Origin of the sequence: Pacificimonas flava (assembly GCF_000342165.1) — a bacterium.
GTDB lineage: Bacteria > Pseudomonadota > Alphaproteobacteria > Sphingomonadales > Sphingomonadaceae > Pacificimonas > Pacificimonas flava.
Genome location: NZ_AMRV01000009.1, coordinates 1 through 21707, shown reverse-complemented (window position 1 = coordinate 21707; position 21707 = coordinate 1). Strand labels below are relative to the sequence as shown.

The window sequence follows — 21707 nt, the reverse complement described above, 5'->3', positions numbered from 1 at the left end:
AATGCGGTTGGGATCGCTGATCGGGACGAATAGCGAAACAGCGATCACGGGGTTTGCCATCGACCACAGAAAGGTCGCGCGGGGCTGCGTGTTCGGTGCCTTTCAGGGCGCGACGGTCAATGGAGAGGATTTCATCGCCGACGCCGTCGCGAACGGCGCGGTCGCCGTCGTCGCCCGTCCCGAAGCGCGCGTCGAGGGTGCGGTCCATATCGCCGCGGAGGAGCCGCGACGCCGCTTCGCGCGTCTAGCCGCCCAGTTCTACGGCCCGTTTCCGCAGACGACCGTCGCGATCACCGGGACGAACGGCAAGACTTCGACCGCAGAACTGACGCGCCAGCTCTGGCAGCTTGCCGGCCACCCGTCCGCGTCGATCGGCACGCTGGGCGTCACCACGGCCCAGGGACAGGTATCGACCGGCCTGACGACGCCCGACATCGTCACCTTCCTGTCGAACATGGCCGGTCTCGAGCGGGAGGGGGTGACCCATGCCAGCTTCGAGGCATCGAGCCACGGCCTGGCCCAGTACCGGACGGAGGGGCTGCCCGTCAGCGCCGCCGCCTTCACCAACCTCAGCCGCGATCATCTCGACTATCATGAGACGATGGAGGCGTATTTCGCCGCCAAGCTGCGTCTGTTCACGGAGGTTGTGGATGCACGCGGGTCGGTCGTCGTCTGGGCCGACGATGCGAGAAGCGCGGATGTTGCCGCCGCCGCCAGGGCGCGCGGCCTCGACGTGCTGAGCGTCGGGGCGGCGGGCGAAACCCTGCGCCTGCTGGACCGGGAACCGACGCATCTCGGGCAGACGCTCGCGGTGGAGGCGGCGGGGCGGACCTATACCGTGAAGCTGCCGCTGATCGGCGCCTATCAGGCCGCGAACGGCCTCGTTGCGGCTGGGCTCGTCATCGCCACGGGTGCGGACGTTGCCGGAACGCTCGCGAATCTCGCGCGCGTCGTGCCCGTGCGCGGCCGGCTGGAGCGCGTGGCCCTGTCGAAGGCCGGCGCGCCGATCTACGTCGATTATGCCCACACGTCCGACGCCATCGCGGCGGCATGCGATGCGCTTCGCCCGCATACCAGCGGCCGGCTGCACATCGTCTTTGGCGCCGGCGGCGACCGCGACCGCGGCAAGCGCGTTCCGATGGGACAGGTGGCCGAGGAGAAGGCCGACTGTCTTTACCTGACCGACGACAACCCCCGCTCCGAAGATCCGGCGGCGATCCGCGCGGAGATTCTGAAGGGGGCGCCGAATGCGCAGGAAATCGGCGACCGCCGCGCCGCCATCGCCGCTGCCGTTGCGGCGGCGGCCGCCGAGGATGTCGTGCTGATTGCCGGCAAGGGGCATGAGCAGGGGCAGATCGTTGCGGACCGCGTCCTCCCCTTCGACGATGTCGCCGTCGCGCGGGAGGTGGCCGCGTGACGCCGCTCTGGACGTCTGAGGAGATCGCGGCGGCGACCGGTGGCACCGCCTCGGCGTCCTTTTCCGCCGATTCCGTCACCTTCGACAGCCGCGAGGTGATCGGCGGCGAACTTTTCGTCGCCATGCGCGGCGAGCAGATGGATGGTCACAGTTTTGTTGCGTCCGCCTTCGAGCGGGGCGCGGCCGGCGCTCTCGTGTCGGAGGCGGTGGACGGTCCGCATGTGCGTGTTGCGGATGGCCTGACCGCATTGCAGGCGCTGGGCCGCGCCGCCCGCGCGCGTACGGATGCACGGATCGTGGGTGTCACCGGCAGCGTCGGCAAGACGAGCGTTAAGGAGGCGCTGCGCCTCGCCCTGTCCGAATGCGCGCCCGAACGCACGCACGCCTCGGTGAAGAGCTACAACAACCATACGGGCGTTCCGCTGTCGCTGGCCCGCATGCCCGCCGGCAGCGCTTATGGCGTCTTCGAAATGGGCATGAACCATGCCGGCGAGCTGTCGGCGCTGACCCGGCTCGTTCGCCCGCATGTCGCCATCGTCACAGCCATCGCGCCGGCGCACATGGAATTCTTCGACAGCGAGGAGGCCATCGCCGACGCCAAAGGCGAGATTTTCGAGGGGCTGGAGCCCGGCGGGGTTGCCGTCCTGCCGCTGGACAGCCCGCATTTCGCGCGGCTTCGCGACAAGGCGGCGCAGCACGCCTCTCGTATCCTCAGCTTCGGAACGGGGAAGGGGGCGGACGTCCGCCTGACCAGTTCGGCGGATGTCGGCGCCGTCACTGCGCTGACGGTCGCGATCGGGGAGGAGGAGGAGGTTGCGCTGACGCTGCGTCAGCCCGGCGCCCACTGGATCCAGAACGCGCTTGCGGTTCTGGCGGTCGCCCATGCGCTCGGCGCCGATCTCGCCGCCGCGGGGCTCGGCATCGGCCAGATGCAGGGCCTCGCCGGGCGCGGCGCGCAGCATGAGATCGACTGGCCGGGCGGCCGGGTCCGCCTGATCGACGAAAGCTACAACGCCAACCCCGCTTCCATGCGCGCCGCGCTCGCCGTGCTGCAGGGTGCCCAGGGCGAGGGCCGAAAGCTCGCTATCCTCGGCGCCATGAAGGAATTGGGAGAGGAGGGCGCGGCCATGCATGCCGCGCTCGCCGAACCCATTGCCGAGGCGGGCGCGGAACCGGTGCTTTTGGTCGGCGAGGAGATGCGCCCGCTTGCCGAGCGCACGGGCGCGCCGCTCGTGGCCGATGCCGAGGCGGCGGAGGACTGGCTGCGCGCCGAGCTTCGCGCCGGCGATACGGTTCTCGTAAAGGGATCGAACAGCGTGCGGCTCGGCCGTCTCATCACCAGTCTTACCGAAGGGGGGCGCTGATGCTCTACCATCTCGCCGAGGCCCTCGATTTCGCCGGCGTCCTCAACCTTTTTCGCTACATCACCTTCCGCTCGGGCGCCGCCGTTCTCACCGCGCTCGCCATCGGCCTGGTGACGGGGCCGCGCATGATTGCGTGGCTGCGCGTGAAGCAGGGCAAGGGCCAGCCCATTCGGGAGGACGGTCCCGCCAGCCACTTGCTGACGAAACGCGGCACGCCGACCATGGGCGGGCTGATGATCCTCATTTCTCTGACCGTCTCGACGCTGCTCTGGGCGCGCTTCGACAGCCTGTTCGTGTGGACCTGTCTGTTCGTCACGCTCGGCTTCGCCTTCATCGGTTTCACCGACGATTTCGCGAAGGTGTCGAAGGGTTCGCACAAGGGCATTCCCGGCAAGGCGCGCCTGGCGCTGGAATTCCTGATCGCCGGCATCGCCTGCTTCCTGATTTCCGACGCCACCGACACGGTCCTCTACCTCCCCTTCGTGCCGTTCGGAATCGAGATGGGACCGTTCTACATCCTGTTCGCCGCCTTCATCGTCACCGGCTTCGGCAACGCGGTGAATCTGACGGACGGGCTGGACGGGCTGGCCACCATGCCCGTCATCATCGCCGTCGGCACATTCGGCCTGATCGCCTATCTGGTCGGCAATACACGCTTTTCCGATTATCTGGGCATTCTCTACGTCGCGGACGCGGGCGAGCTGGTCGTCTTCTGCATGGCCATCGTCGGCGCCTGCCTCGCCTTCCTCTGGTACAATGCGCCGCCCGCCGCCGTCTTCATGGGAGATACCGGCAGCCTCGCCCTTGGCGGCGCGCTGGGCTCGGTCGCGGTCGTCACCAATCATGAGGTGGTGCTGCTGGTCGTCGGCGGCCTCTTCGTCCTCGAAACCGTATCCGTCATCATGCAGGTCGCCTCCTTCAAGCTGACCGGCAAGCGGATCTTCAAGATGGCGCCCATCCACCATCATTTCGAGGAGCATGGCTGGGCGGAATCGACGGTCGTCATCCGCTTCTGGATCATCTCCCTCGTGCTGGCGCTGGCGGGTCTCGCCACGCTGAAGCTGCGGTGATCACCAGCCCCGCCTTTGCCGGACGCACCTATCACGTCCTTGGCCTGGCGCGCACCGGCATGAGCGTCGTCGCGGCACTGATCGAGGGCGGCGCCAGCGTCGATGCGTGGGACGACCGGGCTGAGGCGCGCGACCTGCTGCCGGAACGGGTCGGCCGCGTCGACCCGATGGAGGTGGACCTTGCCGGCTATGATGCGCTGGTCGTGTCGCCGGGCGTGCCGCTCAACACCCACCCGCTCGCCGCGCGCGCCGCATCGGCCGGAGTGCCGGTCATCGGCGACATAGAGCTGTTCGCGCTGGCCCGGCCTTCCCTTCCGGCGCATAGTGTCGTCGGCATCACCGGCACCAACGGCAAGTCGACGACGACCGCCCTTATCCATCATACGCTGATCGAGGCGGGCGTGCCGGCGACGCTGGGCGGCAATATCGGCGAGCCGATCCTGTCGCAGCGCCCGGCACCGGCGGGCGGCGTTTACGTCCTCGAACTCTCCAGCTATCAGATCGACCTCACTCACAGCCTTGCGTGCGACGTGGCGGTGCTCCTCAATATCACCCCGGATCATCTCGACCGCTATGACGACAGCGTCGATGCCTATGCGGCGTCGAAGGCGCGGCTGTTCCAGATGCAGGCTGCGGGCGGCGTTGCCGTCATCACCGGCACCGACGACTATAGCCGCGCTGTGCAGGCGAACCGTGCGCCGCTGTTCGAGGGGGTTGCGGACGACCAGCCGAACTGGCCCGCGCTTGCCGGACCGCACAACCGGCAGAACGCCATCGCCGCCGCCACGGTTCTGCGCGCCCTGGGTTTGTCGGAGGAGGAACTCCGCGCCGGCTTTCGCAGCTTCGGCGGCCTCGCCCACCGCATGGAGCGCGTGGCGGATCGCGGCGGCGTTCTGTGGGTCAATGATTCCAAGGCGACGAACGCCGACAGCGCGGCACCGGCGCTCGGCGCCTATGACCGCATCCACTGGATCCTCGGGGGCGTGCCGAAGGGGCCGGATCTGACGCCGTGCGAGCCCTATTACCCGCATGTCGCCGCCGCCTATCTGATCGGGGAGGCCGCGCCCGTTTTCGAGACCGCCTTGACGGGAAAGGTCGCACGGGTGAAGAATAGCGGTACGCTGGCTCAGGCGGTCGCCGATGCCGCCGCCGCCGCGCGTCCCGGCGAAACGGTGCTTTTGTCGCCGGCTTGTGCCAGTTTCGACCAGTTCAGGGATTATGAGGATCGCGGCCGCCAGTTCCGCGCCCTTGTCGAGGCTCTGCCATTATCTGGGGGAAACGGATAATGACCATGTTCAGCCGCAGCGACCGCACCATTCTCGGCCGCTGGTTCTGGACCGTCGATCGAACGCTTCTCAGCCTGATCCTGGCGCTGACGGCGGTGGGTCTCATCGCCGTTGCCGCGGCCTCGCCCGCCGCCGCGCAGCGCCTGTCCGGCCTGACGTTCAAGCTTGGCGATTTCTATTTTCTGAAACGGCAGATCATGTGGGTCGGCGTCGGCATGCCGCTGATGATCGGCGTGTCCATGATGTCGAAGCCGCTCATTCGCCGGCTGGCGGTGCTCGGCACGGCCGCCTGTATCGCCGCGCTGATCGCACTTCCCGTATTGGGCGCAGAGGTGAACGGCGCCGTTCGCTGGATCAACCTGGGCGGCATGCAGCTACAGCCGTCGGAATTCCTGAAACCGATGTTCATCGTCACCACCGCCTGGATCCTGTCGTCCCGGTTCGAGGATGAGGCGATGCCCTCCTTTCTTGTATCGGGTGTGCTTCTCGCTCTCGTGGGCGGTCTGCTCATCATGCAGCCCGATTACGGCCAGACCATGCTGATCGCCGCCATCTGGGTCGGTCAGGCCTTCCTTGCCGGTCTCGGCCTGGGCGCCATCGGCATGGTGGCGCTGGCGGGCGTCGGCGTCATCGCGCTCGGCTATTTCATCAGCCCGCACATCTCCAGCCGCATCGACCGCTTCTTTACCGGAGAGGGGGATACCTACCAGATCGACAAGGCCCTCGACGCGCTGCGCGCTGGCGGTCTGTTCGGCACGGGGCCGGGGGAGGGGCAGGCGAAATTCTCGCTGCCGGAACCGCACACCGACTATATTTTCGCTGTCATCGGGGAGGAATTCGGCATGATCGCCTGTCTGGCGGTCGCCAGCCTGTTCCTGGCGGTCGTCATCCGAGTCTTCACGCAGCTCATGGAGGAGGACGATCCCTTCGTGACGCTGGCGGCGGCGGGCCTGGCTGCCCAGATCGGCCTGCAGGCCTTCATCAACATGGGCGTGGCGACCAGCCTGCTGCCGTCGAAGGGCATGACGCTCCCCTTCATCAGCCATGGCGGCTCCAGCTTCCTGGCGCTTTGCGTCGGCACCGGCATGCTGTTGTCGCTGACCCGCCGCAGCCGTTTCCTAAAATCCTCGCCGTTCGCCAGCCAGATGCGGAGCGCGGCATGAGCGAGTTTCTGCTGGCGGCCGGCGGCACCGGGGGACACATGGTTCCCGCCCATGCCGTCGCGCGGGAGCTTGAGCGGCGCGGGCATCACGTCACCCTCGTTACCGACCGTCGCGGCGCGAAGATCCCAGGCCTCTTCACCGGCAACAACCGCCACATCATCGAGGCGGCGTCCATCGGCTCCAACCCCCTCAAATGGCCCGGCGCGCTGTGGAAGATCCAGGCCGGCCGGCGGCAGGCAGGGGCGATTATCCGCGCCGTTCAGCCCGCCGCCGTCGTCGGCTTTGGCGGCTATCCGGTCCTTCCCGCCATGGCCGCCGCGCTGCGTGCGAAGCTGCCGACGCTGATCTGCGAGCAGAACGCCGTCCTCGGACGGGTCAACCGCCTGATCGCGCGCAAGGTGGACATGCTCGCCGCCAGCTTTCCGGATACGGAGCGCGTGCCGCCGATGAAGGCGGTCGTCGTCACCGGCAATCCGGTCCGCGCGAACGTCGCCGCGCTCAGCGACCGGCCGTTCCCCGACATCAACGAATTCTGTCCCATCCGTCTTCTCGTTCTCGGCGGGTCTCTCGGCGCGTCGGTGCTGTCGGACGTTGTTCCCCGGGGTCTCGCCCTGCTGCCGCAGGCGCTGAAGGAACGGCTACAAGTGCTCCAACAGGTGCGGGAGGCGGATTTTCGCGGCGTTTGCCAGGCCTATGAGGATGCGGGCATCCCGGCGGAGGTTTCCACCTATGTCGAGGATGTGCCCGGCGCGCTGGCCCGCACGCATCTTTTCATCGGCCGCTCCGGCGCCTCCACCGTGTCGGAACTGACCGCCGCCGGCCGGCCCGCGATCCTGGTGCCGTTGCCCATCGCGACCGACGATCATCAGGCCGCGAACACGCGCGAACTGGTTCAGGCGGGCGGCGCAGTCATGATCCGCCAGCCGGCTTTCACGCCGGAGGGGCTCGCCAGACAGGTGGAAATCATGCTTGAGCGGCCCGACACCATCATCAACGCCGCCGCGCGTGCGCGGTCGGTGGGCCGCCCCGACGCCACCGCGCGCGTCGCCGACCTGGCCGAGCGTCTCGCGGGCCTCTCCCCGCCCAATCAGGAGTATTCATGAGCGTTTCCCGTCCTCTCGAATCCGGCATGTCGTCCGGCCCCATCGATTCCGGGCCGGCGAAGTTCTCCAAGGCGCTCGGCACGATCCATTTCGTCGGCATTGGCGGCATCGGCATGTCCGGCATTGCCGAGGTGATGCACAATCTGGGCTTCAAGGTTCAGGGCAGCGACATCGCCGAAAGCTATGTGGTCGAGGGACTGCGCGACAAGGGCATCGCCGTCCATATCGGCCACAAGGCGGAAAATGTGACGGAAGCTTCGGTCGTCGTCGTCTCCACCGCGATCAAGCGCGGCAATCCGGAGGTGGATGCCGCCCTTGAAAAGCGCATCCCGGTCGTGCGCCGGGCGGAGATGCTGGCCGAATTGATGCGCCTGAAATCGAACGTGGCCGTCGCCGGCACGCACGGCAAGACGACGACGACATCCATGGTCGCCGCCTTGCTGGATTCCGGCAAGCTCGACCCCACCGTCATCAATGGCGGCATTATCAACGTCTACGGCACCAACGCCCGGCTCGGCACGTCGGACTGGATGGTGGTGGAGGCGGACGAGAGTGACGGGTCCTTTCTGCGTCTGCCGCCGACGCTCGCCATCGTCACCAACATCGACCCCGAACATCTCGATCATTATGGCAGCTTCGATGCCATCAAGAAGGCGTTCGTCGATTTCGTCGAGCATGTGCCCTTCTACGGCTCCGCGTTCCTTTGCATCGACGACAATGACGTGCAGGCGATCCTGCCGCAGGTTCGCGACCGCCGCGTCGTGCCCTATGGCTTCTCCGCCCAGGCCGATATTCGCGGCGAGAATGTGCGCCCCAATCCCGATGGCAACCGCTTCGACGTCGTACTGCGCGGCCGCTCCGGCGAGCAGCGCCGCATCGACGACATCTTCCTGCCCATGCCCGGTCGGCACAATGTCCTGAACGCGCTCGGTGCGATCGGCGTTGCCGTGGAACTCGGCATTTCCGACGAGGCGATCAGGGAGGGCTTCGCCCGCTTTCGCGGCGTCAAGCGGCGCTTCACCCGCGTCGGAGAGGTCGATGGCACCACCATCATCGACGATTACGGCCACCACCCCATCGAAATCCGCGCCGTGCTGCAGGCGGCCCGCGAAAGCGCGCCGGGCCGTGTCATCGCGGTCTGTCAGCCGCATCGCTACACGCGTCTGCGCGATCACATGGAGGAATTCGCCACCGCCTTCAACGATGCCGACATGATCTACCTGACGCCGGTCTATGCCGCCGGAGAGGATGCGATCGACGGCGTCAATTCGGAGGTTCTGGCGCACAAGCTGAAACAGGCCGGCCACCGCCACATCGCCATTGTCGAGGATGCGGAGGATCTCGCCCGCACTCTCTCGCCCGTGATCGAGGCGGACGACCGGGTCATCTGCCTCGGCGCCGGCGACATCACCAAATGGGCCGGCGGCCTTGCCGATACGATCCGTCTCGTCCGCAGGGGCGATATTTGATGGCGGCGAAGCGGGATCAAGCCGCGCGAATGCCCGCCGTGCGCGGCGCGCTGACGGAGAAGGAGCCGCTGGCGACCTTCATCTGGTTCCGCACGGGCGGCCCGGCCGACTGGATGTTCCGGCCCGAGGATGTGGAGGACCTGTCCGCCTTTCTGACGGAACTGGACCCGGACGTGCCGGTCATGCCCGTTGGCGTGGGGTCCAACATGATCGTTCGGTCGGGCGGCGTGCCCGGCGTCACCGTTCGCCTGTCCAAGGCCTTTGCGAAGATCGCCGTGGACGGGATGCGTGTGCGCTGCGGCGGGGCGGCCATGGGGATCACCGTCGCCAGCGCGGCGCGCGATGCCGGCATTGCCGGCCTCGAATTCCTGCGCGGCATCCCCGGCACCGCCGGCGGCGCCGTGCGCATGAACGCCGGCGCCTATGGCAGCGAGGTGGCGGACTTCCTGATCGAGGCCACGGTCGTACGGCGCAGCGGCGCGGTGGAGACGCTCCCCGCGGACGAACTCGGCTTCCGCTACCGCCATTCCAACCTGCAGGACGGCGACGTCGTTGTGGAGGCGGTGTTCGAGGGACGGCCCGGCGATCCGGTTGAGATCGGTCGCCGCATGGATGAAATTCAGGCGCAGCGCGAGGCATCCCAGCCGACGCGCACGCAGACGGGGGGCTCCACCTTCAAGAATCCGGACGGGCAGAAGGCCTGGCAGCTTGTGGACGCCGCCGGTTGCCGAGGGCTGATCGTCGGCGGCGCGCAGGTCAGCGAGAAGCACACGAACTTTCTCATCAATACGGGGAACGCGACGGGCGACGATATCGAAGCGCTGGGCGAGGAGGTGCGCGCCCGCGTAAAGTCGGATTCGGGTATCGAGCTGGAATGGGAAATCGAACGCGTGGGACGCCGGAAATGAAGGTCGCGGTGCTGATGGGCGGCTGGTCCGCCGAGCGGGAGGTTTCGCTGACCTCCGGCCGCGGCATTGCAGAGGCGTGCCGCAAGCTGGGTCATGAAACGGTCGAGGTCGACATGGACCGAAACGTCGCCGCGGTTCTTGCCGGCATCCGTCCCGATGTCGTCTTCAATGCGCTGCACGGCGTTCCGGGGGAGGATGGCACCGTGCAGGGCCTCCTCGACATCATGCAGCTGCCCTACACCCATTCGGGTCTCGAAACCTCCGTCATCGCCATCGACAAGGAGTTGACGAAGACGATCCTCGTCCCCGCGGGTATCCGCATGCCGGCGGGCAGGATGGTCGCCAGCGAGGACCTCTACTCCGGCGACCCGCTGCCGCGCCCCTATGTGCTGAAACCGGTGAATGAGGGGTCCTCCGTCGGCATCGCCATTGTCGAGGAGGGGTCGAACTACGGCGACCCCATCGGCCGCGACGTGCCCGGTCCGTGGCAGGAATTCGACCGGCTGCTCGCGGAACCCTTCGTCGGCACGCGCGAACTGACGGTCGCCGTCCTCGCCGGCCGCCCGCTCGCCGTCACCGAACTGCGTCCAAAGCGCGGCTTCTACGATTACGAGGCGAAATACACCGACGGGCTGACCGTTCACGAATGCCCGGCGCAGCTGCCGCCGGACGTGACGGAGGCGGCGATGGACATTGCCCTGCGCGCGCATGAACGTCTGGGCTGCCGCGGCGTCAGCCGTTCCGATTTCCGCTATGACGACGGCGCCGGAGCGGATGGCCTGTGGCTGCTGGAGGTGAACACCCAGCCCGGCATGACGCCGCTCAGCCTCGTTCCCGAACAGGCGAAATATCTCGGCATCTCGTACGAGGATCTGGTGCAGCAGCTCCTTGATGAGGCTCTGGTCCATGCGCGGGCGCGGGAGGCGCGTACGCAGTGAGCGACCGGGTCGTCCTGAAACGCGGGCAGGGGCGCCCGTCGCGCGCGCCGAAGCGCAAGGCGCCCGCGCGCCGGAAGGCGGCGGGCGCGCGGACGGAGGCAGCGGCTCGCACGCTCGGCCTGACCATCATATCGGTCGCGGCGGCTGTTCTGACCGTCGGCGCCGCGTGGCTCTACGACCTGCCCGGAAAGCTGTGGCTGGCGGCGGCGAACGTGGTTGCCGGCGCAGGCTTCGAGGTGCGCGATGTCGAGGTGACGGGGACACGCTACATGGCCCGTCTGCCCCTTTACACCGCCGCGCTCGACGGCGCCTCCGATTCCATGCTCCTCGTCGATCTGGACGATGTGAAGCGCCGGCTCGAAAATCTGCCCTGGGTGGCGGAGGCGAGCGTTGCGCGCGTGTTGCCCGACCGCCTCCTGATCGACGTGACGGAGCGCGAGCCCGCCGCCATCTGGCAGAACAACGGCGAACATTATCTGATCGATGCGGGCGGCCGCGTCATCACCAGGCAGGGCATGCAGCGCTTTGCCGGCCTGCCGCTGATCGTCGACGAGGGCGCGAACAGACAGGCCAGCGAACTCCTTGCCCTTCTCGGCGACTATCCCGCCGTTGCGGATCAGCTTCGCGCGGCAACGTGGCGCGGAGAGCGGCGCTGGGACCTGACGCTCGATTCCGGCGAGACCATCCTTTTGCCGGAGGGCGATGCGAATGCTCGCCGCGCGCTCGACTCCTTCCTGCGCCTCGACCGGGAGAGCAGTTTGACGGGGCGCGGTTTCGCCTCGCTCGATTTCCGCGTACCGGGGCAGATGGCGGTTCGCGTCTCGAAGGAGCCGGGCGCCGGCCTCGAACTGTTGAAAGGCACCGAGATTTGATCGGCAGGGGACGCGGTCAGCAGCGGGGCGAGCGCATGGTCGCGGCGCTCGACGTCGGCTCGTCGAAGGTGGCGGCCCTGATCGGCATTGCCGAGGAGGGGGAGCCGCCGCGCGTCATCGGCAGCCATCAGATGCGCTGCGAGGGGCTGAAGAACGGCATCGTCGTCAACCTCGCTGCGACCGAGGCGGCGATCCGCCAGACCATGGACAAGGCTGAGCGCAACGCCGGCACCGTCGTCGAAAGCGTCACCGTCGGCATGTCCGCCGGCGGTCTCGAAAGCGATGTCGCGTCCGTGGAGGTCGAACTGGGCGGCCAGCGCATCGAGCGGCCCGACATCGACTTGGTGCATCAGGAGGGGCGGGCCCGCATCGATCCGGCCGGCCGCACCATCCTTCACGCCGCGCCCGCGCTCTATACCATCGACGGCCAGGGGGCGGTGATGAACCCGCTCGGCCTTTATGCCCGGACGCTTGGCGCGGACATCCACATCGTGTCCGCCGACACCGCGCCGCTTCGCAACCTCGACACCGCCGTGCGGTCCGCCGACCTCAACATTTCATCCATCGTCGCTGCGCCGCTGGCGAGCGGCCGCGCCGCCCTGTCGCCGGAGGAGCGGGAGATCGGCGTTGCGCTGGTGGAAATCGGCGCCGGCGTCACGAATGTGGCGGTGTTCGCGCAGAACCTCCTCGCCGGCTTCTCCTCCATCCCGATCGGCGGCGCCGCGATCACGGAGGATATTGTCAGCGCGCTCGGCACGCCGCGCGCCTCCGCGGAGCGTCTGAAGGCGCTGAAGGGCTCCGCCAGCGCCGTGCCGCGCGACAATCACGAGATGATCGACGTGCCGCCCATCACCGGCGGCGACGAGATGCGCCGGCGCCCCCGCAGCGAACTGGTGCAGGCGATCCGCACGCGCCTCGACATCATCTTCGGGCTGGTCGACGACCGGTTCCGCGAAATCGGCTTCGTCGGCCCGCGCGCGAACCAGGTGGTGCTGACGGGCGGCGCCGCCTCGCTCGCCGGCATTGCCGACTATGCCGAAAGCGTCCTTGGCCGCCATGTCCGCATCGGCACGCCTGCGGGAATCTCCGGCCTGCCGGAGGCGCAGCAGGCCAGCGCCTATACCGCGCTCGCGGGCCTTCTTCTCTATGCGTCGGACGAGACGCCGTTCCAGTGGGAGGAGGGGCTTGCCGCCAGCCTGCCGAGCAGTTCTCCCTCTGCTTTCAAACGGATGTTCCAGGCTCTGAAAGCCAGCTTTTAAGAGGGAAAAAAGTTAAGAAAGGGGATTCACGCCGACTCGCTGAATCTATAGGCTTTGGGTAACCTGTCTGGAGGCATGAATAATGGTCGCGTTTGAACGTCCCGAACTCACCGAACTGAAACCGCGGATCACCGTTATCGGTGTCGGCGGCGCGGGCGGCAACGCGGTCGCGAACATGATCGAAAGCCAGCTCGACGGCGTCGATTTCGTCGTTGCGAATACCGATGCGCAGGCGCTCAGCGCGTCCTCCGCCAACACGCGCATCCAGCTTGGCCACAAGATCACGCAGGGCCTTGGTGCCGGCGCCCGTCCTGAAATCGGCCGCGCCGCCGCGGAGGAGAATGCCGACGAGATCGAGCAGGCGCTCGAGGGATCGCACATGTGCTTCATCACCGCCGGCATGGGCGGCGGCACCGGCACCGGCGCGGCGCCCGTCATCGCGCAGCAGGCGCGCGAACGCGGCATCCTCACGGTCGGCGTCGTGACGAAGCCCTTCAGCTTTGAGGGGGCGAAGCGCGCCCGCGCGGCGGAAAGCGGCATCGCGGAGCTGCAAAAGCACGTCGACACGCTGATCGTCATCCCGAACCAGAACCTCTTCATGATCGCCAGCCCGCAGACCACCTTTCGGGAGGCGTTTTCCATGGCCGACCAGGTGCTGCACCAGGGCGTGCGCGGCATCACCGACCTGATGATGATGCCCGGCCTCATCAATCTTGATTTCGCCGACGTTCGCACCGTCATGTCCGAAATGGGCAAGGCGATGATGGGCACCGGCGAGGCGGAGGGTGAGAACCGCGCCATCGAGGCGGCGAACAAGGCCGTGTCGAACCCGCTCCTCGACGAGGTCAGCCTGCGCGGCGCCCGCGCGCTCCTCATCAACATCACCGGCGGCGACGATATGGGCCTGATGGAGGTCGACGAGGCCGCGAACCATATTCGCGACATGGTCGACGCCGATGCCAACATCATCTTCGGCAGCGCCTTCAATCCAGAGCTCGATGGCAAGCTGCGCGTTTCCGTCGTCGCCACGGGCATCGAGGCGTCGGAGGAAAATCGTGCGACGCCGTCGACGTCGCAGCCGCGCGTCAGCTTCGGCACCGTCGCTGGCGGCTTCGGCAGCGCCGCGCCTGCGCCGCGTCCTGCCACGCCCGCGCCGGCAGCTCCGCCTTCGCCGGTCGCGGAGCCGGAGGCCACGCCCGCCGAGCCGGAGACGGAAACGGCCGCCCAGTCCACCCCTTTCACCGACGCGGATTATGAGGACGATGCCGCCGAGACGCCCGCCGAAGACGCCGCGGAGCCAATTGCAGCCGACGCGCGCGACGAGGAGGATGACGGCATGTTCGCGGAGGAGGCGCCGCAGCCTGCACCGGCTGCGCGGGAAGACGCGCCGCAGCATCCGTCCATCGGCAATGTGCGTCCGCTGCGCACGGAGCCTGCTGGCGCTGCGCCCGCACGCCCCGCGCCGCAGCCCGCCGCGCCGCCGGCCATGCAGATCGAACCGGAAGACGAGGCCGAGGACCTGGAGCGGCCCTATGCAGCCGGCCAGCCGGCGGAGGACGAACCGCAGCGCGGCCCCAGCCTGTTCGAACGCATGACGTCCATCGGCCGCGGCGCGCCCAAGGCCAAAAAGGCCCGCGAGGACCTGTTCGCCGAGGATGAAAAGGCGCCCAGCGGCGAAGATCCCCTGGAAATTCCCGCCTTCTTCAAGCGTCAGGTCAACGACTAGGCCTTGCGCGGCGGGTTCAGCCCGCCGCGTCTCATAGGCTCCAGGGATGGGCCCCTGCCTGCGCAGGGGCGACGTACGGTTTCCCGGTGCGTTCCACTCAAGCCGCAAATGCCACACCCGAAACCCACAGCGTCGACAGCCTAAACAGCCTCGGCAGCCTAAACAGCCACAGTTCCGTCACCCCTGCGAAGGCAGGGGTCCACCACCGAGCGTCCCAAACTACCCGGCCCACGCACGGTCTGGACGACCCCCGATCGAACGACCCGCGCGATGTTCGATATCCGCTCTCCGTAGCGCCGGCGCCGGCGCCGGCGCAGGCCACGCCCCCGCTCCCTCCGCGCCCTATTCCTTGCCGGAGTTGCCGCCGGCCGTCCCGCGCGGCCTATATCCCCTTCGTACCGACACAGGGGAGAAGCAAACATGGCCGGACCGCTGCAGGGCCTGCGCATCATCGAAATGGCGGGCATTGGCCCGGGGCCGTTCTGCGGCATGATGCTGGCCGATCACGGCGCGGAGGTCATCCGCATCGACCGGCCCGGCGCGCGCCCGGAACCGGTGCTGGGCCGATCCCGCAAATCCGTCGTCTGCAACGTGAAGACACCCGAAGGGGTCGAGGTGGTCCGCCGCCTCGCGCGGGACGCCGACGGCTTCTTCGAGGGTCTGCGTCCCGGCGTGATGGAACGGCTCGGCCTCGGCCCGGACATCCTCCTCGGCGACAATCCCCGCCTCGTCTATGGCCGCATGACCGGCTGGGGACAGGGCGGCCCCTACGCGCAGGCGGCCGGGCACGACATCAACTACATCGCGCTGTCCGGTGCGCTTCATACCTATGGCCGCGCGGGGGAGAAGCCGACGCCGCCCATCAATATGGTCGGCGATTTCGGCGGTGGCGGCATGATGCTGGCCTTCGGCATGGTGTCCGCCATGCTGCATGCGCAGCGGACGGGGCAGGGACAGGTCGTCGATGCCGCGATGACCGACGGATCGGCGGCGCTGATGGCAATGATCTGGGGCTTTTACGGCGCCGGCATGTGGCGCGACGAGCGCGGCGTGAACCTGCTCGATACCGGCGCGCATTTCTACGACACCTACGAAACGGCGGACGGGAAGTGGATCTCCATCGGGTCCATCGAACCGCAATTTTATGCCGAACTGCGCCGCCTTGCCGGCATCGAGGATGCGGCATTCGACGCGCAGATGGACCCGAAGGGCTGGGACGCGCTGAAGGACAAGCTGACGGCGCTGTTCAAGACTAGGACGCGGGACGAATGGTGCCGGATTATGGAGGGGACGGACGTCTGCTTCGCGCCCGTTCTGTCCCTGTCGGAGGCGCCGCAGCACCCGCACAACCGCGCGCGCAGCACGTTCGTCGAGGTTGGCGGCATGACGAACCCCGCGCCCGCACCGCGCTTTTCCGAAACGCGCGCCGATGCGCCCGTGCCTCCGCCAAAAACCGGGGCGGACACCGATAGCGTCCTGTCCGCGTCCGGCTTTTCGGAAGCAGAGATTGCGGCGCTGCGCGACAAGCAGGCCATCGCTTGACCTGATCGATACATGAAACGTATATGTTTCGTATATCAATTAGCCGAGGTTTACGATTATGGGCATTGTGAAGATCGCCGACGAGCTGCACGAGGACGTTCGCCGCGCCAGCACCGTCATGTGCCGCTCGATCAATGCGCAGGCGGAATTCTGGATGCGCGCCGGCATGCTGGCAGAGGCCAATCCGACGCTGTCCTTCAACCAGATCGTGCAGATGCAGATGGAGGCGGCGGACGTCCGCATGCCGCGGTCCGCGGCCGCCTGACATGGTGAAGACCCCGGAGGAGCTTGCCCTGATGGGGATATCGGGCCGGCTCCTCGCATCCGTATTCGAAATGCTCGACACGCTCGATCTTGCCGGCATGTCGACGCTGGAAATCAACGATCTGGTCGAGCGGTTCATCACGGACGAATTGGCTGCCCGGCCGGCGAGCAAGGGCCAGTACGGCTTCGAATATGTGCTCAACAGTTCGGCCAACGATGTCGTTTGCCACGGCGTTCCGGCGGCGGGCGAGAGGGTCCGCGACGGGGATATCGTCAACCTCGACATCACGCTGGAAAAGAACGGCTTCATCGCCGATTCCAGCAAGACCTACATGGTGGGGACGGTCCCTCCCGCGGCGCGGCGACTTGTGCGCGTCGCGCGGGAGGCGATGTGGCAGGGGATCGCGCAGGTGCGGCCCGGCGCGCATCTGGGCGACATCGGCTTCGCCATCGAGCGGCACGCGAAGAAGAACGGCTATTCGGTCGTGCACGACTATTGCGGTCACGGCATCGGCCGCGAGATGCACGAGGAGCCGCAGGTGCTGAACTTCGGCCGTCCCGGCCGTGGCCAGCGGCTGGAGCGGGGCATGGTTTTCACCGTCGAGCCCATGGTCAACCAGGGAACGCGGCAGGTGGCGACCCGGCCGGACGGATGGACGGTCGTGACGGCCGACGGAAAGCTGTCCGCGCAGTTCGAACACACCGTCGCCGTCACGGATGGCGGGGTAGAGGTGCTGACCCTTCGCGCCGGCGAAACGCCGCCCGGCCCGATTTCCGGCTAGCGCCCTCCGCTCGTCAGCCCGGAGGTTTCGGCAGCATCTCCAGCAGAGCCTCGCCAAGGGCCGCCGGGCTTTCATGCTCATGCGGCTCGGGCGCGCCGATCGCAGGCTTTCGGCCGATGTGTCGATCCTCCAGGACGCTTTCCACCAGAAAGCGGGCCAGGTCGCCCTCGCGGCAGCGAAACGCACCCTCCGGCAGGCGCTCCTCGCCCGTCAGCAGCTTTCCCTGTGCCGGTTCGTCGAGCAGCCAGCCGGGCCGCACGATGGTCCAGTCGAGGGCGGGGTTCGTCTCGATCGATCGCTCCATCTCGCGCATCTGATCGAGGATCCGGCTGAGTGCCGGCACCACCGTCATCGAAAACCATGTCGGCAGCGCCGGCTGCTCCGTCACGAACGCGGCGGAGATGACCGCCAGCCGCCGGATGTTCAGCTCCTCCATGGTCTGGACGATCCGCTGCGTGCCCCGCGTATAGAGAGGCGGCGGATCGAGCGCGTTCTTCGCTGTGAAGGGCAGGCCGAGTGTGGAGATCACCGCGTCGCAGCCCTCCAGTGCCGGGTTCAGATCACCCTTCAGCACGTCGGCGCGGCGATAGCGCACGTCCTCCAGCCGGTCCGCCGGGTCCGGTTCGTCCCGGTCGATGGCGATCACATCGGCACCGGCGGCGTTTGCGTGCTCGCACGCCAGCCTGCCGGTACTTCCGCTTGCACCGATAACGGCGATTGTCTTCATGAAAGGCTCCCGGTTGCTTGTCCTCGGACAACCGGTCGGCGCGCTCAGGGTTGCGCCGTCATCTCAGCGACAGGAACCGCGCGGCCGTTTCCAGCTCGCTACGCCGGCGGGCAAGGACAGCCTCCGCCTCGGCATCGGCGCCCCATTCCTCCATCTGGTAGAGTTCGTCGACCTGTCCGGCGAGCCACGCCGTTTCCGCGTCGATCTCCCTCTCCAGGAGCGCCAGGGTGACGACCAGCGAGCCCGTGATCGTCACGATGGGCTGGGCCGCTGCCAGTGCGAAATCGTCGAATGCGTCCAATGCCGCAGACAGTTTCGACAGGGTCGGCTGCGGCTGCGGCTGGGGCATCAGCCCCTCCGTCAGTTCGAATGCGATGTCATAGCGGCGCGCGGCCCATGCGATCAGCGGGTCCCAGGCCGCGCACTGCCGCGCCGCCAGCGGCTCCGGTCCGCTCGCCCGGTAACAGACGAGGTCGGTTTCGCCATAGGCCGCGATGCGGCTGGCGAAGCCCAACCGGTCGGCGCTCACATGATCGATGGCGGCATTGGCGATTCCGGTCATCGCCATGGAGGCGGGATCGATCAGGTCGCCCTGCGCGTCCCACTCGGCCGCCACCGCCTGCGCCATGGCCTCCGTCGGCAGGATCAGCGGCGCGCGTTTCGGCGTTCTCAGCGGCCGCCCGTCCAGTTCCACCTGCCAGCCCTCGTCCGTGCGCCGCGCGGCTGCCTTTTCGTAGAACCGCTTCACGGGTTCTCGCGCCAGCGGCGGCGCAGCAGCGCGGGCAGCAGGAACACGCAGGCGATGCCCACGACGGCGACCGCCTTGCCGATGGTTTCGTCCTGCAGCCCGAAGGCCCCCTTTAGCCAGATCTGCAGCCCTGCGATCACCAGCGCCATGCCGGCAAGGCGAACCAGGGACAGGCTCATCAGGCGGCGTTTCGCGCGCGCCTCGGTCTCGTTCGTATCGCTCATGACGTCAGGATGTAATCACCAAGCGCGGAATAGTCATCCAGCACGGCTACGGCGCCCGCTTCGGTCAGTTCCTCCGGCGCGTGATACCCCCATGCCACGCCCAGCGAGCGCACACCGGCATTCTGCCCCATCGCCATGTCGAAGATCGTGTCGCCGATCATCAGCGCGCCCTCCGCCTCCGCGCCCGCATCGCGCAGAGCCTGAAGGACCATGGCGGGATGCGGCTTCGACGGATGCCGGTCGGCGGTCTGCAGGGTCATGAAGCGCCCGCCGAGGCCATGATAGTCGAGCGCCAGTTCCAGCCCCCGGTCCGACTTTCCCGTCGCGATCCCAAGCAGCCAACCCGCCTCCTCCAGCCGCACGAGCGTCTCCAGCACCCCTTCGTACAGCGGCTCGTGCGCCAGCGCCGCCTCCGCGCGCATGCGCTTGAAGCAGGTCTTGTAATCTTCGGCCATCTTGTCGTGCAGGGCCGCCTCCGCTTCCGGCACAAGCTGCGCCATGGCTTCGGGCAGCGACAGGCCGACGATGCGCCGCGTGGCGTTGGCGGCGGGCGGCGGCAGGCGATTCATGTCGAAGCACGCATCCATCGCCGCGACGATGTTCGCCTGGCTGTCCATCAGCGTGCCGTCGCAGTCGAATATGGCGAGGCGGATGCTCATTTCCGCCGCGTCCCGCCGCCGGATCGGCCCCCCGGGCGGCCGCCTTTCTTTCCAGATGGCTTCGCGGGCGGGGCGCCGCGGCCCGTGCTCTTGCGCGCAGCGCCCCGCCGGGCCGCGTGTTCGTCGCGCTTCGCCCGGCGGATGTCGCGCGACTTGTTCTTCGCCAGCCGCGCCTTGAAGCCGGGATCGTCCAGCTCCTCCTCCAGCGGCAGGTCGCCCTCCACTGGATCGAAGCCCAGGTTTGTCAGGCTGGCGGCGAAATGCTCCGGCGGCTCGGCAATGACGTTCAGCACGCCGCCGTCCGGCTTCTCGATCTTCAGGCGGCGGGCATGCAGGTGCAGCTTGCGAGAGATGCCGCCGGTCAGGAAGCTGTCCTTACCGCCATATTTGCCGTCGCCGACAATGGGGTGGCCGATCGCCTCCATATGCACGCGAAGCTGGTGCGTGCGGCCGGTCAGCGGTTGCAGTTCCAGCCACGCGGCACGATTCGCGGCGCGGTCGATGCGGCGATAGCGGCTGGCGGCGCGCTGCCCCCCCTCCTGATCGACATGCATTTTCTCGCCGCCCGTGCCCGGCTGCTTTGCCAGCGGCAGGTCGATGCGGCCGTCCGGGATCTCCGGCACGCCCATGACGATGGCCCAATAGATCTTGCGCGCCGTCCGGCCGGAGAACGCCTTCGAAAAATGCGCGGCCGCGCGCGCCGTGCGCGCCAGCAACAGGACGCCGGACGTATCCTTGTCCAGCCGGTGCACCAGCTTGGGGCGTTCGTCCCGGTCGAATTTCAGCGCATCCAGCAGCCCGTCGACATGCGCCTTCTGCCCCGTGCCGCCCTGCGTGGCGAGGCCGGGGGGCTTGTTGATGACGATGGCGTGCGCGTCCTTGTGGATGACCAGGCTACGCGCGAATTCGATCTGGTCCTCGGTCAGCGGTCTCCGCTCGCGCTTTTCCGCCATGGGGCTGACGCGCTCGGCCTCCAGCGGCGGCACGCGCAGCACCTGCCCGGCGCGGATGCGGTCGCCCGGCTTCGCCCGCGAACCGTCGACGCGCAGCTGCCCCGTGCGCGCCCACTTGGACACGATCGTGAAGCTCGCCTCCGGCATGTGCCGCTTGAACCAGCGGTCCAGCCGGATGTCGTCGTCGTCCGGCGCCACGGTGAACTGGCGGACATCCTCGTGCCCGCTCATCGCGCGAAGGTCCGCATCAGCAGGGCCCCGGCAAAGGTCGCCGTCAGACACATCAGCACTGATCCAAAGCTGTATAGCGCCGCGGCGCCGACCCGCCGCTCCATCAGCATTTCGGTGAGTTCCCAGGAAAAGGCGGAAAAGGTCGTGAAGCCGCCCAGAAATCCGGTGACAAGTAGCAGCCGCAGCCGGTTGCCGCTATCGCTTTCCAGCGTCGTCATCAGAACGGCGCCAATCAGGAAACTTCCGATCAGGTTCACGGCAAAGGTGCCCCAGGGCAGGCTGGTGCCCAGCGTCCGGTGGGTCACCAGATGGACGGTCACGAAGCGGGACGCCGCTCCGATGGCGCCGCCGAGCGCGACAAGGGCGATATGGGATAGCGGGATGGGCAGCATGCCCGCGTCCTTATTCCATCCCCGCCCCGCCGTCATCCCGCCGGGTTCGGTTCTTGCGTTGGGGGCCTGGGGCGATGGATTCCCGCCTTCGCAGGAATGACGAAGTGGGTGATGATGGGTGGGTAGAGGCGGAGTGTTGCCCTCTCTGCCTTATCGAAACCAAGCTCGTCGCCCCTGCGCAGGCAGGGGCCCACCCCGCTGACTTCGGTGCTTGGCTGGGGTTGTGGAGCGATGGATTCCTGCCTTCGCAGGAATGACGAGGGGGACGGGTAGGGGTGGTAGATGGGGAGTGTTGGTGCGCTATTGGTCTTTATCGAAAGCAAACTCGTCGCCCCTGCGCAGGCAGGGGCCTATCTGCACCGAACCTCGTGCGGGCGTCACAAAACCCCGAGCGTCCAGCCTTCCGTACGCGCCACCGCGGCCGTCATCCCAGCCGGCTGCCAGTAACGCCCGTCTCCGGCAATCGCGCGCAGCCCCGCCGCCGCGACCAGCGCATCGGTCTGATGATCGTCCGGCGTCGCGATCTCCGCCGGCTGAGAGCCTAGCGCCGCCAAGGCCCGGTTCAGCCCTTCGGTATCGCGCAGCTTACGCAGGGATGACGGGGTAACGA

21 protein-coding genes and 1 pseudogene are annotated in these 21707 nt (G+C 67.7%); 15 read left to right on the top strand and 7 right to left on the bottom strand.

Translation table 11 applies throughout. From position 1 onward, the window contains the following. The first annotated feature begins 1 nt into the window (after nucleotide 1). From C725_RS11800 to map, 15 genes are all read left to right on the top strand, one after another. Complete coding sequence (locus tag C725_RS11800) at nucleotides 2–1417, top strand: UDP-N-acetylmuramoyl-L-alanyl-D-glutamate--2,6-diaminopimelate ligase (RefSeq protein WP_008603268.1); 1416 nt, start codon at nucleotides 2–4, stop codon at nucleotides 1415–1417. Next, nucleotides 1414–2781, top strand: a complete 1368-nt coding sequence (locus tag C725_RS11795) for a UDP-N-acetylmuramoyl-tripeptide--D-alanyl-D-alanine ligase (protein WP_008603267.1) — start codon at nucleotides 1414–1416, stop codon at nucleotides 2779–2781. The genes C725_RS11800 and C725_RS11795 overlap by 4 nt, the downstream gene beginning before the upstream one ends. Further along, nucleotides 2781–3851: a phospho-N-acetylmuramoyl-pentapeptide-transferase gene (gene mraY, locus C725_RS11790; protein WP_008603266.1), complete on the top strand. Its 1071-nt coding sequence runs from the start codon at nucleotides 2781–2783 to the stop codon at nucleotides 3849–3851. The genes C725_RS11795 and mraY overlap by 1 nt, the downstream gene beginning before the upstream one ends. Next, nucleotides 3848–5137, top strand: a complete 1290-nt coding sequence (murD, locus tag C725_RS11785) for a UDP-N-acetylmuramoyl-L-alanine--D-glutamate ligase (protein ID WP_008603265.1) — start codon at nucleotides 3848–3850, stop codon at nucleotides 5135–5137. The genes mraY and murD overlap by 4 nt, the downstream gene beginning before the upstream one ends. Next, nucleotides 5137–6300, top strand: coding sequence for a putative lipid II flippase FtsW (ftsW, locus tag C725_RS11780; protein WP_008603251.1), 1164 nt, complete (start codon nucleotides 5137–5139; stop codon nucleotides 6298–6300). Before murD ends, ftsW begins: the two co-directional genes overlap by 1 nt. Continuing rightward, entirely contained in the window at nucleotides 6297–7403 is a 1107-nt protein-coding gene (gene murG / locus C725_RS11775; protein WP_008603250.1) for an undecaprenyldiphospho-muramoylpentapeptide beta-N-acetylglucosaminyltransferase, read from the top strand. The genes ftsW and murG overlap by 4 nt, the downstream gene beginning before the upstream one ends. 26 nt (nucleotides 7404–7429) lie before the next feature. Next, nucleotides 7430–8872, top strand: coding sequence for a UDP-N-acetylmuramate--L-alanine ligase (murC, locus tag C725_RS11770; RefSeq protein ID WP_051051389.1), 1443 nt, complete (start codon nucleotides 7430–7432; stop codon nucleotides 8870–8872). After that, nucleotides 8872–9780, top strand: a complete 909-nt coding sequence (gene murB / locus C725_RS11765) for a UDP-N-acetylmuramate dehydrogenase (protein WP_008603248.1) — start codon at nucleotides 8872–8874, stop codon at nucleotides 9778–9780. Before murC ends, murB begins: the two co-directional genes overlap by 1 nt. Further along, complete coding sequence (locus tag C725_RS11760; RefSeq protein ID WP_008603247.1) at nucleotides 9777–10718, top strand: D-alanine--D-alanine ligase; 942 nt, start codon at nucleotides 9777–9779, stop codon at nucleotides 10716–10718. Before murB ends, C725_RS11760 begins: the two co-directional genes overlap by 4 nt. Then, complete coding sequence (locus C725_RS11755) at nucleotides 10715–11590, top strand: cell division protein FtsQ/DivIB (RefSeq protein ID WP_008603246.1); 876 nt, start codon at nucleotides 10715–10717, stop codon at nucleotides 11588–11590. Before C725_RS11760 ends, C725_RS11755 begins: the two co-directional genes overlap by 4 nt. Further along, a complete protein-coding gene (gene ftsA / locus C725_RS11750; protein WP_008603245.1) occupies nucleotides 11587–12849 on the top strand; it encodes a cell division protein FtsA in 1263 nt (420 codons plus the stop codon). Before C725_RS11755 ends, ftsA begins: the two co-directional genes overlap by 4 nt. Before the next feature lie 82 nt (nucleotides 12850–12931). Continuing rightward, entirely contained in the window at nucleotides 12932–14575 is a 1644-nt protein-coding gene (gene ftsZ / locus C725_RS11745; RefSeq protein ID WP_008603244.1) for a cell division protein FtsZ, read from the top strand. A 420-nt stretch (nucleotides 14576–14995) separates the two neighbouring features. Beyond that, nucleotides 14996–16117, top strand: a complete 1122-nt coding sequence (locus C725_RS11740; protein ID WP_008603243.1) for a CaiB/BaiF CoA transferase family protein — start codon at nucleotides 14996–14998, stop codon at nucleotides 16115–16117. 58 nt (nucleotides 16118–16175) lie between these two features. Next, entirely contained in the window at nucleotides 16176–16382 is a 207-nt protein-coding gene (locus tag C725_RS11735; protein ID WP_008603242.1) for a ParD-like family protein, read from the top strand. A gap of 1 nt (nucleotide 16383) precedes the next feature. After that, complete coding sequence (gene map, locus C725_RS11730) at nucleotides 16384–17163, top strand: type I methionyl aminopeptidase (RefSeq protein ID WP_008603241.1); 780 nt, start codon at nucleotides 16384–16386, stop codon at nucleotides 17161–17163. Between the two features lie 13 nt (nucleotides 17164–17176). On the opposite strand, the gene C725_RS11725 is transcribed toward map, so the two are convergent. From C725_RS11725 to C725_RS11695, 7 genes and pseudogenes are all read right to left on the bottom strand, one after another. Continuing rightward, complete coding sequence (locus tag C725_RS11725) at nucleotides 17177–17890, bottom strand: NAD(P)-dependent oxidoreductase (RefSeq protein ID WP_008603240.1); 714 nt, start codon at nucleotides 17888–17890, stop codon at nucleotides 17177–17179. Between the two features lie 58 nt (nucleotides 17891–17948). Then, nucleotides 17949–18638 carry an ATP12 family chaperone protein gene (locus C725_RS11720; protein ID WP_008603238.1) on the bottom strand — a complete coding sequence of 230 codons (690 nt, stop codon included), beginning with the start codon at nucleotides 18636–18638 and terminating at the stop codon, nucleotides 17949–17951. After that, nucleotides 18635–18862, bottom strand: a complete 228-nt coding sequence (locus C725_RS11715) for a hypothetical protein (RefSeq protein ID WP_008603236.1) — start codon at nucleotides 18860–18862, stop codon at nucleotides 18635–18637. Before C725_RS11715 ends, C725_RS11720 begins: the two co-directional genes overlap by 4 nt. After that, nucleotides 18859–19521: an HAD-IA family hydrolase gene (locus C725_RS11710; RefSeq protein WP_008603233.1), complete on the bottom strand. Its 663-nt coding sequence runs from the start codon at nucleotides 19519–19521 to the stop codon at nucleotides 18859–18861. Before C725_RS11710 ends, C725_RS11715 begins: the two co-directional genes overlap by 4 nt. Next, on the bottom strand, nucleotides 19518–20705 hold the full coding sequence (locus tag C725_RS11705) for an RluA family pseudouridine synthase (protein ID WP_008603232.1): 1188 nt from the start codon (nucleotides 20703–20705) through the stop codon (nucleotides 19518–19520). Before C725_RS11705 ends, C725_RS11710 begins: the two co-directional genes overlap by 4 nt. Beyond that, nucleotides 20702–21097, bottom strand: coding sequence for a fluoride efflux transporter CrcB (gene crcB, locus C725_RS11700; protein ID WP_008603231.1), 396 nt, complete (start codon nucleotides 21095–21097; stop codon nucleotides 20702–20704). The genes C725_RS11705 and crcB overlap by 4 nt, the downstream gene beginning before the upstream one ends. 377 nt (nucleotides 21098–21474) lie before the next feature. After that, nucleotides 21475–21707 (bottom strand): annotated as a pseudogene (locus C725_RS11695) (hypothetical protein); the annotation flags it as partial.